This is a genomic window from Metabacillus niabensis (genome assembly GCF_020524345.1).
Taxonomy (GTDB): Bacteria; Bacillota; Bacilli; order Bacillales; family Bacillaceae; genus Metabacillus; species Metabacillus niabensis_B.
Genome location: NZ_JAIVLH010000002.1, coordinates 226497 through 242737 on the forward strand (window position 1 = coordinate 226497; position 16241 = coordinate 242737).

General features: G+C 33.3%; 22 protein-coding genes. 5 read left to right on the forward strand and 17 right to left on the reverse strand.

Features of this window, described 5'->3' with window-relative positions; all coding sequences use genetic code 11:
• Positions 1–38: 38 nt before the first annotated feature.
• The 5 genes from LC095_RS04070 to LC095_RS04090 form a co-directional block, all read right to left on the reverse strand.
• Positions 39–350, reverse strand: coding sequence for a hypothetical protein (locus LC095_RS04070; RefSeq protein ID WP_226526941.1), 312 nt, complete (start codon positions 348–350; stop codon positions 39–41).
• Between the two features lie 84 nt (positions 351–434).
• A complete protein-coding gene (locus LC095_RS04075) occupies positions 435–956 on the reverse strand; it encodes a hypothetical protein (protein ID WP_226526942.1) in 522 nt (173 codons plus the stop codon).
• Between the two features lie 11 nt (positions 957–967).
• The gene (locus tag LC095_RS04080) at positions 968–2419 is read right to left on the reverse strand and encodes an FAD-binding oxidoreductase (RefSeq protein ID WP_226526943.1); all 1452 of its coding nucleotides are present in this window, start codon (positions 2417–2419) and stop codon (positions 968–970) included.
• A gap of 210 nt (positions 2420–2629) precedes the next feature.
• Positions 2630–2875 carry a hypothetical protein gene (locus tag LC095_RS04085; protein WP_226527120.1) on the reverse strand — a complete coding sequence of 82 codons (246 nt, stop codon included), beginning with the start codon at positions 2873–2875 and terminating at the stop codon, positions 2630–2632.
• Between the two features lie 127 nt (positions 2876–3002).
• On the reverse strand, positions 3003–3503 hold the full coding sequence (locus LC095_RS04090) for a GNAT family N-acetyltransferase (protein WP_226526944.1): 501 nt from the start codon (positions 3501–3503) through the stop codon (positions 3003–3005).
• Between the two features lie 273 nt (positions 3504–3776).
• On the opposite strand from LC095_RS04090, the gene LC095_RS04095 reads away from it, so the two are divergent.
• Entirely contained in the window at positions 3777–4445 is a 669-nt protein-coding gene (locus tag LC095_RS04095) for a hypothetical protein (protein ID WP_226526945.1), read from the forward strand.
• 105 nt (positions 4446–4550) lie between these two features.
• Here LC095_RS04095 and LC095_RS04100 read toward each other — a convergent pair whose 3' ends face one another.
• Both LC095_RS04100 and LC095_RS04105 read right to left on the reverse strand, forming a co-directional pair.
• The gene (locus tag LC095_RS04100; RefSeq protein ID WP_226526946.1) at positions 4551–5015 is read right to left on the reverse strand and encodes a GNAT family N-acetyltransferase; all 465 of its coding nucleotides are present in this window, start codon (positions 5013–5015) and stop codon (positions 4551–4553) included.
• Between the two features lie 14 nt (positions 5016–5029).
• A complete protein-coding gene (locus LC095_RS04105) occupies positions 5030–5623 on the reverse strand; it encodes a histidine phosphatase family protein (protein WP_226526947.1) in 594 nt (197 codons plus the stop codon).
• A 204-nt stretch (positions 5624–5827) separates the two neighbouring features.
• Here LC095_RS04105 and LC095_RS04110 point away from each other — a divergent pair, with 204 nt between their 5' ends.
• Positions 5828–6781: a LysM peptidoglycan-binding domain-containing protein gene (locus LC095_RS04110; RefSeq protein ID WP_226526948.1), complete on the forward strand. Its 954-nt coding sequence runs from the start codon at positions 5828–5830 to the stop codon at positions 6779–6781.
• Between the two features lie 54 nt (positions 6782–6835).
• On the opposite strand, the gene LC095_RS04115 is transcribed toward LC095_RS04110, so the two are convergent.
• Together LC095_RS04115 and LC095_RS04120 are read right to left on the reverse strand one after the other, a co-directional pair.
• Positions 6836–7360, reverse strand: coding sequence for a DinB family protein (locus tag LC095_RS04115; protein WP_226526949.1), 525 nt, complete (start codon positions 7358–7360; stop codon positions 6836–6838).
• 137 nt (positions 7361–7497) lie between these two features.
• Positions 7498–8034, reverse strand: coding sequence for an HXXEE domain-containing protein (locus tag LC095_RS04120; RefSeq protein WP_226526950.1), 537 nt, complete (start codon positions 8032–8034; stop codon positions 7498–7500).
• Between the two features lie 250 nt (positions 8035–8284).
• On the opposite strand from LC095_RS04120, the gene LC095_RS04125 reads away from it, so the two are divergent.
• Positions 8285–8572: a DUF5367 family protein gene (locus tag LC095_RS04125; protein WP_226526951.1), complete on the forward strand. Its 288-nt coding sequence runs from the start codon at positions 8285–8287 to the stop codon at positions 8570–8572.
• 226 nt (positions 8573–8798) lie between these two features.
• Here the strand turns inward: LC095_RS04125 and LC095_RS04130 are convergent, their stop codons facing one another.
• From LC095_RS04130 to LC095_RS04140, 3 genes are all read right to left on the reverse strand, one after another.
• Positions 8799–9329 carry a nitroreductase family protein gene (locus LC095_RS04130; protein WP_226526952.1) on the reverse strand — a complete coding sequence of 177 codons (531 nt, stop codon included), beginning with the start codon at positions 9327–9329 and terminating at the stop codon, positions 8799–8801.
• Positions 9330–9521: 192 nt separating this feature from the next.
• The gene (locus tag LC095_RS04135) at positions 9522–9854 is read right to left on the reverse strand and encodes an ArsR/SmtB family transcription factor (RefSeq protein WP_226526953.1); all 333 of its coding nucleotides are present in this window, start codon (positions 9852–9854) and stop codon (positions 9522–9524) included.
• Entirely contained in the window at positions 9855–10274 is a 420-nt protein-coding gene (locus LC095_RS04140; RefSeq protein WP_226526954.1) for an SRPBCC family protein, read from the reverse strand.
• 170 nt (positions 10275–10444) lie between these two features.
• Here LC095_RS04140 and LC095_RS04145 point away from each other — a divergent pair, with 170 nt between their 5' ends.
• Positions 10445–11035 carry a CBO0543 family protein gene (locus tag LC095_RS04145; RefSeq protein ID WP_226526955.1) on the forward strand — a complete coding sequence of 197 codons (591 nt, stop codon included), beginning with the start codon at positions 10445–10447 and terminating at the stop codon, positions 11033–11035.
• A 90-nt stretch (positions 11036–11125) separates the two neighbouring features.
• On the opposite strand, the gene LC095_RS04150 is transcribed toward LC095_RS04145, so the two are convergent.
• Positions 11126–11683 carry an HPP family protein gene (locus LC095_RS04150; protein WP_226526956.1) on the reverse strand — a complete coding sequence of 186 codons (558 nt, stop codon included), beginning with the start codon at positions 11681–11683 and terminating at the stop codon, positions 11126–11128.
• A gap of 438 nt (positions 11684–12121) precedes the next feature.
• Here LC095_RS04150 and LC095_RS04155 point away from each other — a divergent pair, with 438 nt between their 5' ends.
• Complete coding sequence (locus LC095_RS04155) at positions 12122–12277, forward strand: hypothetical protein (protein WP_226526957.1); 156 nt, start codon at positions 12122–12124, stop codon at positions 12275–12277.
• Positions 12278–12298: 21 nt separating this feature from the next.
• Here LC095_RS04155 and LC095_RS04160 read toward each other — a convergent pair whose 3' ends face one another.
• The 4 genes from LC095_RS04160 to LC095_RS04175 all read right to left on the reverse strand — a co-directional run bounded on the left by LC095_RS04160 (position 12299) and on the right by LC095_RS04175 (position 16101).
• Positions 12299–12907, reverse strand: coding sequence for a chloramphenicol phosphotransferase CPT family protein (locus LC095_RS04160; protein WP_226526958.1), 609 nt, complete (start codon positions 12905–12907; stop codon positions 12299–12301).
• Between the two features lie 103 nt (positions 12908–13010).
• Positions 13011–14276, reverse strand: a complete 1266-nt coding sequence (locus tag LC095_RS04165; RefSeq protein WP_226526959.1) for an MFS transporter — start codon at positions 14274–14276, stop codon at positions 13011–13013.
• A 15-nt stretch (positions 14277–14291) separates the two neighbouring features.
• Positions 14292–14570, reverse strand: coding sequence for a hypothetical protein (locus tag LC095_RS04170; protein ID WP_226526960.1), 279 nt, complete (start codon positions 14568–14570; stop codon positions 14292–14294).
• Positions 14571–14751: 181 nt separating this feature from the next.
• Positions 14752–16101, reverse strand: a complete 1350-nt coding sequence (locus LC095_RS04175) for an MATE family efflux transporter (protein WP_226526961.1) — start codon at positions 16099–16101, stop codon at positions 14752–14754.
• Positions 16102–16241 lie beyond the last annotated feature (140 nt).

Here is a 16241-nt window from a genome sequence, read left to right on the forward strand (position 1 = left end):
ATATTATTTAACTTGATTAACGAGCTTTATTTTTTTATTTAAGTATCCCCTAAGTAATCCGTTATGTAGAAGATCCCATATTTCCTTACTAAATAATTACTAAGGACACCTTGTGTTTGCTTTTCAACTGGAGGATCTGTTAATGTATAAGCCTTTGCTTTTATTTTTTCATACTCTTTTTTATCCATTTTATTGTGGTACCTATCATCAACGATACCAGATGTGATGGCTTGAATTGGATAACCTGTAAAAAAGACATATGTTCTTAAGGACAGATGAGGAGTGGAATGAAAAATATAAATAGCTAAAACTAGAACTGTTAAGGGTATCCATGTTCTTTGTTTTTTCATTGTGAGATCATCCTTTTTTCTTATTGACTATTTTAGTAGACTTTCATTATTTAATTGGTGAATTCTTGTTTAAATCATTATTTACTATGGATATCTTGTAAATGCTCTTTGAATGATTCCGATAATCCCAATTGTAAGAAGAAAAACCCCAAAAGATGTAAGAAAAGCAACTGGTGAGAGGATTTTTATAAAGGATAGACCAATCATACATACACCAACTAGTAGGTAATGGTGAACAGCTTGCAATTTGTAAAGGGATTGTTCAACATGCCATGCACGAAAATATCCTTGTAAAAAACCTAATAGAACTTGAATGATCAGAGCAAAATAAGGGAGAACCTCAATTTGTACGTTTATAAAATAAATGGACACATAAATGATCCCCATCGCAAAATAGATAAATGATATTCCTAAAAAATGAAGATTCTTCCTAGAATGATAGACTCTGTAACCCCACGCAGCTGAAAAAGAGAACCCTGCAAAAAACCATGCAAATAAGGTATAGGTGTAAGAAATTTCTTTTAACCAAATAATATAATAAGGAAAAATAACAACTTGTCCTACAGTTATAATGAGAGGAAAGTTTTCTATTATTCTTCTTTTCAACTTAGCTCTTCTCATTTGAGATAGTGCTCATAAAACAAATTTTGAAAAGCCCCATTAGGATCTCTGCGTCTTTTTTCTGTCTGGAAGTTCTTCCAATTCGGATAGGCTGTTTGGAACTGTTCTTCTGTTTGATAAGGATAGTATGGCAGATAATACGTGCCACCATGATTTATCGTTAGATCTGTCCATTTTCGGATCATTTCTTTCGCCTCTTCTATGTCTTTATTCTCTACCCCATGTTGAATTAAGACAACAAGTCCTAACATATCATTAGTAGAATAGTTTAAACTTGTAACCTCTTCTTGAGCCACATAACGGACAGTTATATTATGGATCTTAAAGTCTTCGTCGTGATCATCACTTGTAAGTAATGGCTTAAGCGCGGAGATATATTCTTCGAAATTTCTCACTGGGATAAAGAACTCTTGAAGTACTTCAACTTGACCAGGCTTGGTAAACTCCATAAATGTTGATTCAGATCTCATAGCATTATTTCGGGTGATTTTATCATGATCAAGAGACTGAATAAATTGTTTTTGCATTTCCCAGAAAAGGTCTTCCAGCCATCCGCCCTGTCGGCCCATATCTAAGGCTAGTTTACTTATTTTAATCCCTGTTTCGTTTTTTAACTTTGTTGTACGATCTGTTATCCCTGTATCTTTGTAGTCAATCACATACATTTCTTCTAAAAATGATGTCGGAGCAACGCTAATTCTTGCATAATGCATCGCTGTTTCCTGCCGATTAAGTATTGAGGTAAGATATAATTCATATTTGTCTGTTTTCATTTCTTCCGTATGAATCGTATAAATGTTATTGTCTGTTAATTCTAATGTTACATCAAGAATGATTCCAAATAATCCATACCCACCGAAAACATATTTCATCCATTGCTCTTCATCATCACGAGATACAGTCTTGATATCACCTGTTGGAGTAAGTAATGTCATTTCCTTAACGGTATCAGCCATGGACCCGAAGCGAATATCCCTTCCATGGGCATTAACAGACAAAGAGCCGCCGATTGTAAATATAGATTGAGATTGAGTTACTTTCAATGCTAATCCATAACGGTTTACAGCTTTCTGAACATCTTCCCAAGTTGCACCTGCTTCTACCTTAACTGTTCTTTTCTTTTCGTTAATGTCAATAATGGTATTCATAGATTTCATGTCGATTAAAACACCATCTTTATAGTATGTATGACCACCTTGCGAGTGCTGCAAACCGGCAATTGAAACTTTTTCGTCCGCAATATTTGCTTGTTTTACGATTTTTTGCAACTCATAAGGAGTTTCATGTTTCTCTACTTTTGCTATTTTTTCAGGTAGTAAACCTGTGTAGTCAGTAGTTAATAAATGTTGATCAACACCATATTTACGTTTCTCTATCGGAATGAACCACAACATAATGATAATAAATATCATTACAATCATTCCTAGAAACCATGGCTTTTTTGACATTTCTATAACTGGTGTAAGCATATTCTCTCCCTGTAAAATGTGATAAAGAAGTTGAATTATTTTATAAAAAAATCAGGATATCCTTAAAAAGCAGTCATACTTCTTTATCTTTATAATGCAACCAAATACACCTTGAAGCAAGTAGAAATTTTCTGAAAAAAACGACCTTAATACAATTATTAAGGCCAAAAATAAATACTTCCTTACTAATTAATAGATAGGATAATAAGGATAGTATGGATATGGATATGGATATCCGTAGTAAAATGGATAGGCTAAAGAACCAGCTAACAAGCCTCCTAATACACCACCTAAAAATGGAGCTCCCCAAAATGGTCGATAAAACCCAAAAGGTCTTCCGAAACCAAACCCAAAAGGTCTGCCATATCCAAATCTGCCAAAAGGTCTACCAAAAATTCGTGAGTCATTTGGATGAATAACGTCATACTGATTTATTGCTGGTACATGGTATTCAGTTTGCATATAAGCACTCCTCTCCCTTTCCCACTATAAACTTATGCTAACTGAGGAGAAAATTCTTGGGTGAATGCCTATATTGGGAAAATTACCTAGCTATAAAAAATCATTTAATAAATAACACCATTAATTCATCATCAAAATAAGTGTCTTCAATTTTCAGTGCTCTTTTTTCAATTCCATACGTTTCAAAACCTATTGACTGATAAAGCTGTTTGGCCGGATGATTGTTTGCTGTTACAGTTAAGTAAATCTGTTCTATGCTCATCATTGATTTTGCCTTTTTAATAAGTTCCGTTACTATTTTTTTACCGATACCAGCATTTCGATAATCTTGATGAACATACACTGCAACGATCATGGCTCGGTGAAGTATTTTCTTTTTGGTTTCAACGACTAAAGTGGCAATCCCAATAAGATCTTCATCTATAAAAGCACCGATTGTATGAGTATATTTGGTATTTAATTTTAATTCCGTTTGTCGAATAGGCATTTTTTCCTCTTCTTCATAACTTGAGCTAAAAGCTTCAGGATTATTTTGAAGTGCTTCCAACCTCAAGGATTTATATTTAGCTGAATCTAATCCAGTTAAAAATCTAATTTTCATAAAGCTCTGACCTCCTTTGTTATGTGACAGCTAATGCGTTTTTTCCTTCATAATTTATTAGAAATTACACATGATAATAATAAACCTAGAATAGTTGGTGATTTGATGCACTTACAGGTTCGTTTAAATAAAAGATCTGTACCCTTTTTGCTTTTGGCATTGTTTCAAACTCTCTTTATATGCTTATTAAAAAAACGTAGATCTTCAAACACGTGGATATTATTTTTTTTAAATATTGGAATGGCGTTTATCTTTGAATACATTGTTTTAAATATGTTTCAAGCCTATAGGTATAAACCAACATTAGTAAAAAAGAAGTATTTTGATAATGTTTTAGGAGCTATACTATCTCAAGGGTTATACATACCGGTATCAGCTACATTTATTACTGTTTTTGGTAAGAAATTGAAATGGAAACTTGGATTTACACTTTTTTATTATTGTATTGAACGATTATTTATCTTTTTAAAGATTTATAAAATAAACTGGTGGAAACCGATTTACACGGTCATTTTGTTACCTATTTATTATTTGTTAAGTGACTTTTTTTATAAAGGACTAGAACAACAAAAAATAATGGTAAATAAAATTGCTCATTATCTAACAATTATGGTCATTGAAACAATTTTTATGTATGTATTGGCCTATAACGGATTAATACGTTTTGGAATAAAGCATTCTTATTCAACACGCTTACACTTTATGATTGCTCCGGTATATTGTATGTTTATGTCATTTATATCTACCACACTTGCAAAAGAAAAGGGAATTTTTTTCCGAGTTGTTCATCTATTCAGTTACAAAGTAACCGATGTGATTTTAATTAAAGCGGGTATCATGGCTTTGAATCGACATTATTTCAAGTGGAGAGTATTTTCGCATTGTTTAATGGTATTTACTTCAAGGATCATTTATCAAAGAATCGTTCGAAGTGATAATTAATTACCAATCATCAGATGCCTTAGCAGTTTATTTAAGGATATTTTTATGATGAAAATCACTCGTTGAAAAGATGGAAATCATTTTTCCATCTTTCGAATCTTGTCGTTAATTTTCTTTTTTAAGCTCTAGTCGTAAGATGATCATATCTCTACATTGAATACCGTTCTCGATAATGATGTCAGAGTACTGTCGAATGAAAAAATCCTGATCGATGTCACTCATTCGAAAACCACATTTCTGATAAAAGGCCAATTGTCCTAGACTGGAGTTACCTGTGCCTACTTCTATTGCCTTGTATCCTTTGTTTCTGGCATGTTCAATTGAATGGAAAAGCAGTATTTTACCTAAGCCCTGACCTTGAAACTCTTCTTTTATCACAATATTTTTTAATTCAATTGTATCTAAATTCTTTTCACATAACACATAGGATCCTATTACTTGATCTTTCATTTGTGCAACAAAGCATTCACCATTACGGGTATATTCGATAATTAATTGCTCTGATGGATCCGCTTGAAGTAATAAATCTATTGGTATTTGCTCGTCATTTTCTAATCGTCTAATTTCCATCTATTCTCCAACTTTCATGTAACTTCTTTATTCATTAAAACTAGATGTTTGGTACAATTAAACAAAGGACATTTCCAACCGAACGTGTCCCTTTGTAACAAAGTAATGGAAGTATTTAATAAGGACTCTTCAAATGGTTCATTTGGTATAAGCTTTTTAATGATCTTTTTTAAAAAAGAACCATGACTAACAATTAATACGTTTTCGTTTGGATGCTTTTCACAAATTTCATTGATGAATGTCATGCCACGGGAAAGAACGCGATCATCTGATTCAATTTTTAGATCTAACTCTCTCCACCCGCTTCCCCACTTTAAGATCCTTTCCTCTTCAGTAGTACCTTCAATAAGTCCTCCAGCAATCTCGCGAAGTCTTGAATCTAAGTAAACGGTTTTCAACATCTTTTCTGCAATAATGTTTGCGGTATGATGTGCCCTAAGAAGATCACTGGAATAGATGATATCCCAGTCTTCTGAAAGTAAGCGCTGTGCCAAACGATTTGCATCTTCAATTCCATCATTATTCAAAGGAATATCACACCAACCTTGTGCTTTTCCTTCTATATTCCATGGTGTGCTCCCATGCCGTATAAAACCTATTTTCGTCATCAACTATCAACTCCTTTTTGCAAACTTATCTCTTTCTACCAATATATTATTCACTTAAATGTATAGTTAATTTCTTTATTTTAGCTGAAATGTGGAAAATCCCACCTGTTTCTCCAACATTTTTGAAGTATACGTTCTGAAATGTTCAAGTTATGATGTAATAGGTTTTATTACATGTCTTCAGACGATCAGGAGTGTGGTATATTGAAAAAGCATTTCATCATTGCGTTATCCTCCATAGGCATTTTAAGTGTTGGCATTTCAAACCAAGCTTCCGCACATGAAAAAACTTTTAAAGTTCAAGCTGGTGACTCATTATGGAAAATTTCCTCTTCTCATCATATAACGGTTGAGCAAATCATACAGTATAATCATTTAACTTCTTCATCTATTTATATAGGACAGGAATTATCATTGCTTGAACCTCATTCCCACGATGGAAAACAACAAATAGACTCATATACAGTAAAATCAGGTGATTCATTATCATTAATTGCTAAAATCAACAGTACAACTGTTACAGAACTGAAATCAATCAATCACTTGAATTCTGACACTATTTATATTGGCCAAATATTAAAAATTCCAAGTTCTTCTAAAATAGATTCAGTAGCTACACCTACGATTACTTCAAGTCAAAGTTATACAGTTCGAGCAGGAGATACTTTATGGAAGATCGCTCTTTCGACTGGAGTATCAGCCACACAATTAAAGGCTTTAAATAATTTAACTAGTAATACAATTAAAGTCGGACAAGTACTCAATTTAACGGAAAAACAAAGTTCACAACCTACTTTGAATGAAGATAAACTCATTACTGAAGCAAAGAAATACATTGGGGTCCCCTATGTATGGGCTGGTAATACTCCGAGTGGTTTTGATTGCTCTGGTTACTTAAAATATGTCTTTAACATACAAGGAGTTACAATTCCTCGTACAGTAGCTTCAATCTGGGAAGCAACAACACCTGTTACTTCACCTAAAAAAGGTGATCTTGTGTTCTTTGCAACAATATCACAAGGTCCAAGCCATGCCGGGATTTATATAGGAGATTATAAATTTATCCATGCAGGCTCGTCAACGGGTGTTACAATCTCAGATATGAATAATACCTATTGGAAAATTCGTTATTTAGGTGCTAGAAAAGTAAATATGTAGATTACACGTGAAAATCATGAGAGAAATTCCTTTTTCATGATTTTTTATATAACATTACTTATTCAATATCCCTAAATATTCCTGCCATGGACCAACATCTTCCCTATATCTATTCGCCATTACTCTAACAATTTGTGATAAATGGGTTAGGTCGTGAACAGCCCAGGTTGAAATAAGTTCACTAATCTTTACTTTTCCAAATGCAGGGTGATAACCAGTTTGTTCCAGTTGTTTCTCTGTTGTTACTAAGCTCATTAACTTATTTATGTTTTTATTCCTTATCTCATTAAATTCATTTAATAGTTCGTCTATTTGTGGTTTGGTTGAGTTTTGTAAATGTGAATATCGATCAAATACCGGGAACGGTTGATGTTCACCTTCCTGAAGAATAAATTCCAACCGTGGAATCCAATTGTGTTTTTCTGCTTCGATTAAGTGCTCAATTACTTCCTTTACATTCCATGTTCCTTCTCCTTCATTACATAGAACCCAACCGTGTGGTAAACCCCTTAGTAAACCAGATAATGTTGTAGGTGTTCGCTCGAGAATATCAATCGCTTCATTCAACTTAAAGTTCATGCTATCACTCCTTTAGTCATTATTATTTACCGTGTTTGTTTTTAATCTTTTAAAAGGTGTGCTTTGATAACTTGAAGATAAACATTAAGTTTTCACCTATTAAATAGTTCTCTTTTCATTATAAAATAATCGGAAGGTTAAGACGGAATGAGCTTGTGTGCCAATTTATGTCCTAACAAAACAATCACTATGGTTATAACACCATAAGGAAAGGAGGCAATAATCGATGTTATTTCAATTATCTCCTCATCTAACAACCTATAAAATAAGTAAATGGAATATGGAAATGTTATTGTCACAGCTGTACCGAGTCCAAGTGTATATACGCCTAACAGCAATGATTGACCAATATGCATAAATACATGAAGAAGTAAGAAAAGGTTAAAACCAAGGAACATATTATAAAGTTGATATTCTACAGCTAAATATGTAGATATAATGTAGATCAAGAATTGGAATACAACAGGTAAAGTAAATTGTGCTGCAGTGACTTTTGACATATTTTGAAAGGTTTTTTTGAAAAATCCCGGTACTTTTTGGGAAGTTTTACTATAGTTCTTTTTAAACCATAATTCCACAAAAAGTATTTCTTCAAAATCATGTAGGAGGAACATAATAGGGAATAACCACAATAGTGTTTCAAGACTTATATGAGTATTTAGCCAGTCATACATTTTTTCTATATCCTTTTCCACAATATAAAATGATGATCATATTAAATTTTAATATGAATGGATTAAATTTACAATATTTGATAGAAGATAGTTCTAGTAGAAATTGAATTTTCCTTAGAACTTGCTTAAAGTATAGGTGGTTATATTTGTAAAAAAGTACCAGTGAGGCGTGTCGGTGAGAAATGTTCTATGGGGGTTTTTATTATGGATTGCAGCTACGTTGATTTTTTGATTTTTAGGCCATCACTTTTTGATCCAGGGGCATTACTTATTATTAGTTGGCTTTGTAATGGCGATGCCACTAATATTTGTTGCGACCTACCCTTATTATCATTTTATGAAAGTATCAACCTCTAATCGTAAGGTAGCAGCCCTCCAAATTGCTGTTCCCGGAATGCTTTTAGATATATTTAGCATCATCTTTTTTGCACTTGTGTTCTCACATCTACATAATGACACACTACCATATTTTTCTGCTTGGTTATTTTGGGCATATAGTTTAATTCTATTTACGGGTATTACGTTTTCACAAAAATGAGGATTATAAACAAAGGGGAACCTTTCATATTTAAAAGGTCACCCTGGTTTTTGATCAAACATTTTTAACAGGATGAACAATCACGGTTCAGGTCACTTTTTTCTGCACAAGTAAAGCAATAAACTTCTGAATTTTTTACAACACCATTCAAAAAACCGTCTTTGCAGTAGATGATTTTTTTACATATTAAACATTCACCGACTTTTTCAACCATAGAAAGGTCTCCCTATTTTTGGTTAAACACTTCGTAATGGACGATGTCTTCTATCGGAATTACCTTCTTTTTCGCTGGTTGAGCACTTATATAACCTAGACCTAAAATAGCAACGATTTTTCGATCACTAGGAATTGATAAAGCATTTTTTACATAATCCTCTCTTTGTAAAGTCTCAGCTTCATCTGTGATATTAAAAACAGCACCGAATGCACATCCTAAGCCTTCATTAACTGCAGCTAACCATATATAGCTACTAGCGATTGAAGCATCCTGAAGCCAATACTTACTTATGTTAGGACATCCAGTAATGACAATGGCACCTTGAGCTTCCTTTAACCATTTCATATACGGAGTAGTTTCAGATAAGTAGTCTAAAGTTTTTCGATTTTTAACGATAATAAATTCTCTGGAAGGTAAATTATTTCCTGTTGGAGATAGAGAAACTTGTTGGATGATTTCCTCGATTGTTTCCGTAGGAATGGCTTTGTTGGTAAACTTTGTGATTTCCCGTCTGTTTTTGACAACGTCTTTAAAATCCATAAAAACTCCTTTCTTGAAACTAAAGATATATTTTATTTATATCTTTAGTTTACAAGTAAGCGATCTAATTGTTAAAGGTTTTTTCTTATTATTATATGAGTTTTAGTTTTTAAAGCTTTTGTATAAGTTATCTTCATATCTATAAATAATAACAAAAAACCGCACAAAAAAAGTGCGGTTTTCTTGAGATGTTTATTTAGGATTTTCATCTTTGTCATTTTCAACAAGGTGTTGTAGCATTGATATTTTATTATCCCAAAATTGTTCGTAAAATGAAAGCCAATCTTTTAATTCGCTAAGTGGCTCAGGATGAAGTTGATAGATTTTTTCCCTACCAACTTTCTTCCCACTCACTAATTCTGCCTCTGTAAGAATAGTGAGATGTTTTGTGATTGCTGTCCGGCTTATTGGAAAATGAGCCGTAATTTCTGTAATAGGTAAATCTTTTTTTGCTAGTAAACGAAGAACCTCTCTTCTGGTCGGGTCAGCAATAGCTTGAAACACATCATGCTTTGCTTGTGCCACTTATTCTTCAACAGCCTTTCGAAGTTTTTCATTTACGATATTCTCCCAACCGCCATTCATTCTATCACGAACAACAGATGCTTTTTCATTTGCTTTTTGTTGAATATCATCAGCGTCTTTCCAACCACTATGAATTAATGTGAACTCTGTTTTATCCCCTAAATCTTTTAAAAGAAAAGAGACAATCCAACCGTCAGTGTCCCAGGAGAAAACAATTTTTGTTGGTTCTTCAATTTCTAACACTTTACAAGGTGAAGGACCAAAGGGAGATTGAATATGAAATTCATGTCCAACCTTTGCTTCAAAATTATTTGGCATAAACCATTCTGAAATTCCTTCTGAAGTTGAGACTACCTTCCATACTTTGTTGATTGGTGCTTCAAAAATAGTGGATTTTTTTATGTCCTGTATTGCTGGCATACAATTCACTCCTATGAATATTATTGAAATGAAACCAAATGGTTACATTTTATTATAACACCTTTTGGTGTCATGTCTATTCTATATTTTTACCGACTTTTTATTAATCTTTAATTTTTTGGTAAGAATAAAGATAAATAAGAAAAAATGTGGTGCTATGATTGGAAATGATGTTAGATTTAATACCCTTTCAATATTTACATTCAATATCATTAGAAGAACTTCTTAAAGAGGAAAAGTTATTTTACCAAACACTTCAATCTTACTGGCAAGATCATAATTATTTAACTATCCAATGGTGGGTTTTGGTTACATTAAGTATTTTGTCTCCATTTGTATGGTTTATTTTTGTAGATAAAAAAAGAATTACAGAAATAACTGCCTTTGGAATGTTTTTTGGTATTATCGCAATTTTTTTAGATTCCATTGGTAGCAACGCTATGGTTTGGACATATCCTGTTCGTTTAACGCCATATTTATATCCGCAAATGTATCCGTATGATGTTGGAATTATTATCATTCCGTTTATGTTAATTTACCAAAGAACAGGAGAGAGATTTATAAAGTTCTTTTTTTCGACAGGTTTACTTGCGTTACTTATTGCATTTGTAGCAGAAACAACAATGGAACGGTTGGATATGTACATGGAAATAACATGGAAAAACATATATTCCTTTCCTATTTATTGGATAATAGGATTATTTTGCTGGAGCATCTTAAAACTATTTAAAAGAATAGAAAGAAAACATAACAATCTTTAGTGCTCAAAAAAACCTTTGAAGATACTTTATCAGATAGTTTTATGAATATGTAATAAAAGAGACCGTATTATACGGCCTCTTTGATACATGCTATACCCATTGTTTCGGATATTGTCTATTTTTAAATAAATTATTATAAAGTAATGAAAACAGAATAAGGAGAACAGATGACAAGACGATAGATAATAGAAACCCCCAGCCTGCTTCTGTGTTGATGGCTACCATTGCGCTTGCAGCTGCAGGTGGGTGAATAATTTTTAGTGTGATCATTAGAAATAACACTATTGCAAGTGTAAGACCAATGGATAGATGGGACTTTCCAAATACATTCCAAATTGATAAAGCTGTAAAGGTTGAAATGAGGTGACCACCCAATATTTGCCTTGGTTGTGAAAAAGGCAAAGAATGAGCAGCGAATACTAATAAACAACTTGCATCCATCGGGCCTAAGATCATTGGATACCCTAACAATACTGCAATAAAGCTAATGAGTGTAATAGCAATCAATCCGCCGCTAGCAGATATAATTGAGTCTCCAAGCTTTACATTCGTTTGTATTCTCTTGCTACCCCTCATTTTCATCAAGTAAGAATAAAAAAATATATTCATGCTTTGCTCATTTTTTTGAAGTGTTTTCTCAACATTCATAAAACATTCCCCTTACAGTGAGTTTTTCAAGAAGTATGTAAGATAATCTTCCGCAAAATTTATTGTAAAGGAAATGTCAAAAAAGTTAAAGATATTTTTGGTCATTTATTATTGTAAACCCTTTCAGGATATGTTATGGACTTTAAAAAGTTTGACTGAAAATGTCGGATGATTAGTAGTGCAAACGTTGTTAATTTGTTGTTAAAATAATAAATGTGTCGAGTTGAGTTGGCTAGGAAATGCAAGGAAAGCTGATATAAAACGTTGTTATAATAGGTTGTTAATGATAGGGAATCCTGCTTGTAAAGCTAACCGTCATTTATCTTAAAGCATGCTTTTCATTTGCATGGTTAAGTATTGACGGTTTTTCATTTTTTTATCAAGATGATTAATTTTTAAAAAATATATAAATTTTATTCAAATAGAGGAGGAGTTTTCATGTCTAACGAAACGAGTACAATTGGTCAGCAAATAGTGATTTATAAAGGTATAAAGTGTGAAGTCATCTATAATTATGGAAATGGTAATTATGAAATTGTTTTTGGGGAGCAAATTTTATTAGTACAGGAATCAGAAATACAATTCTTAAATTAACGAGTATTTTAAAATCATCAATTATAAGTTGCGAATGTCTTCAAAAGATGTAGGCATCGGTCCAAGTTTTATTCTTTTTCTAATGAGATTCGCGCATTCCGCTGAAGATAAAATAGATGTATCTACTTCCAAATCATATATACCTGGCTCATGGACAAGCTTTTGCCACAGCTGTACCGGTTTTGGAATACTGCCATCAGGTGTGTAACCAATATTCCATGTAGTAAGTCTTCTTTTCATAATTACTTCAATGGGACAATGAACACCTATTAAGTAAGCTGGGTAGCCTTCTAAGATCATTGCGCATTTTTTGAGAATACCTAATGAAGTCGAATAGCCGTCATGGTGGCCGACATCTACTACTACATTTATACCAGCTCGACTAAAAGAAGCAATTGATTCATACATGGCAATATATAAACGTTCAATAACAGGTTCCAGTTCAGGTCTCTCACCTCCAGGACGCAATCCTATGCCTGGTTGATACGCATTCGGAGTCATTTTCATCAAATGATCAACACCTAGATTCAGCCATACACCTTTGAAGTTGTCTTGAATAAATTTGGCAATACTTGATTTTCCGGATCTTGGAGTACCATTTAAGATGATAATAGTCCCTGTCTTCTTCATTTTTCCCCTCCAGGTTTGGTGTCGTTTTGTCCGTTAACACTACATTGACTTTTTATTTAAACGCCTGCATTAAAATGCCGGGAGACATTTTAATGCAGGTCACTTACACTAATTCATTTCGGTTACGAAAAATACGATATAGAACATAACAACATCCAGAACATAATATTGCAAGCAATGCGATAAATCCATACCCTGCCTGTAAGCCGATCAATTCATTTTCCCCGTTACTGAATACATTTGTGACAAAATCAATAATAAATCCGATTAGAAAGTTTCCAATTACACTTGCAATCCCCATTAATGTAACGGTAAACGTAATAGCAGTTCCTGTACCATTTGGATATCTTTTTGCAAGAAGTGCCATAACTGTTGGATAAATTAAAGCAATCCCTGCTCCTGAGACTGCGAATAAAATGGCTCCTTTTTCTCCTACTATAATTGCAGCAAAGTTGCAAATTCCAGAAAAAGCTGAAAATATCATAATGGATTTTGTGAAACCTACCCTGTCAGTTAAAGGTCCAAGCAATAATCTTGAAAGCATAAAAAATAAAAAAAATAAAGACAACATATGTGAAGCATCTGTTATTTCCCATTGATAAGCCTTTACTAAATAATTAATTAACCATCCACCAACAGCAAGCTCTGATACGACTCCAAATGATAAAATCGCAACGATTAACCAAGCAATCGGATCTCTTGAAAGAGATTTAAATGATAGAGCAGTCCCTTCTTCAATCTTTTCTTTTGGAAATTTTCCTAGTAATGAAGGTATGATTGGTAGTAATGAAAAACAAAGGATGAATAGATACATCCCCCTCCAACCAAATTCTTCTCCACCAAACCCATTCCAACCCATAATGGAAGCAGCCATTATAGGAGCAATTGTTGAGCTCAGGCCATAAAAAAAGTGCGATAGATTCATCATCATTCCAGTATTTTTTGTGAAAATCCTGGCAGCCATTATTCCGAGCCCAATTTCCAACATACCATTACCTATGTATAAGAAGAAAAATGAAGCTGAAAGAGTTGTAAAAGTTGTAGAAAAAAAGATGGTAAATCCAGCTGCAGTCATCGATAAAAATGCAGCGATCCCTGTCCACTTAATACCAATTTTGTTCGCAAGGATGGAGGTGAATGAACATGCAAGCAAATATCCGAGAGAATTTAAAGCTAACAATGCGCCGAGATGTGTCTGAGTTAATTGGAAGTCATTTTGAATAACAGGTATGGCAGGTCCTCTAACATTTTCAGATAATCCGAAAATAAGAAATCCTCCAAAAACGATCAAAAGCATTAAAATATAATTATATTTTGCGTTATTAAAAAACACTTTACGTGAAACTTGCTTGTATTCTAGGTTACTCATTTGCTGTCCTTCTTTCTATTTTGTGACTCTGTTCTCTGTAAGTGTATCAGTCTGTAATAAATATATCGCACGTACTTCATCATCAATTTGCACATAAATATCATAGTGACTCTTTCTTGGAGTGGGAGGTTGAACTTTATAGCGGATATTTGCTGATGATAGAATGTCTAGAACCTGGAAAAATTCATCTTTCGTTAAGCTTGAATTAATAAGCTTCCATTTTGCATTTTGATGTGAACGATAAAGTGAATAGATAACAAAAAACAAACAAAGTACAGCAATAAGCACGTACAAAGATCTCACTCCTCATTTGTCATATGTTATTCACTATATTAGCGGACTGTTTCAATCATGTATGCTACTTAAGTTCCACAAAAAAATGTGAACTCCTTCTGCTTTTACAACGGGTAACAAACTATTTTGTGCAGATAAAAGAAGCTGAACACCCTTAGATGATGGGACCAGCTTCTTTGTTCTAAGATGAGAATTTCAATTTTGATAACCTTTTTAAGGAGAGAGATAAAAACAAGGATCTGCCGAAGGTAAATAAATGAAATGAAAACCATAATTCATGGGGAGTTATGGTTGAGCCAAATAGCCAAATAGAGAAAATAAACAGTATTAATGCATAAAAAATTGAATTCCGTATAAATTTAGCTTCTGTAGCACCGGAAAACACTCCTTCCAATTGAAGACCCCAAAAAGCTACAATTGGGTAAACGGCCATCCATATAAATAGTTCTACAGCAAGATTCTTCACTTCTTCAATAGAAGTAAAGGCCATTATGATAACATTACCGAATAACACCATTAAAAGGGATAGACAAATGGCAGAACTTAATCCCCATCTAAGCGATAAGGTAAGGGTTCTATTATATAAAGATTGATTATTGCTACCTATTGATCTTCCGACTAAAATACTAGAAGCATTAGCGAAACCGGACAGTAAATATGCCATGATATAGTGTACCTGCAATAAAATTGCATTTGCAGCTAACTCAATTTCGCCCATTCTTGCTCCAATAGTAGTGAAAATGCCAGTCATTAAGAGCAAACATACGGCTCTTAAAAAAAGATCCCGATTCATAATGAGCATCCTAATTATAGGTTCTTTTTGTAAAATTGAGAATAAATTAAGAGAAAAGGATGATAATTGTTTTGACTTCACAACAAAGAATAACCCTATTATAACAGTGCTGGTTTCAGCTATTACAGTTGCCAGGGCTACTCCGGCTACCCCCCATCCAAAAACTAATACAAATAGAAGATCTAAAACAATATTTACTAAATTCATAGAGATTTGAGTGGCAAGTGAAAGTCTAACTTTCCCAATTCCCATGAGCCATCCTATTAATACATAATTTATTAATGCAAAAGGTGCTCCCCATATTCTAATAGAGAAATAGGTAGATGTAAGCTCTTCCAGTGTTTGGCTTGCTCCAAATAAATAAAGAGATCCTTTTAAAATTGGAATTTGAAGAAAAATAAACAAACATCCAATTAAAATTGCCACAAATAATGGTCTTATGAAGGAATATACAATCTCCTTTTCGTTATTTGCTCCACTTGCTTGTGATGTTAAACCTGTTGTACCAACTCTTAAAAATCCAAGGAGCCAGTACATTGTATTAAAGATAACTGCACTAACTGATACTGCTCCGATTGCAGTGGGTTCAGGCAATCTCCCCACAACTGCTGTGTCGACTGCACCTAATAATGGGGTAGAAATCCCCGCTATTATAAGAGGGATAGCCAATAGTAAATAATTCCGATGAGTAATTTCCTTTGTTGATTCTAATTGAACTGATGTTGCTTTACTGTTCATTTCATTCTCCTTCTGTGTATATGTGTGCCGGTGCCTTTGGATTAATGTTTCGCTAATACCTGCTTAAAGCAATAGCATAATTAAGGTAGGTTTTACAACAATATCTATCCCAAAATAATCTCTAAAGCAGAACTATTACG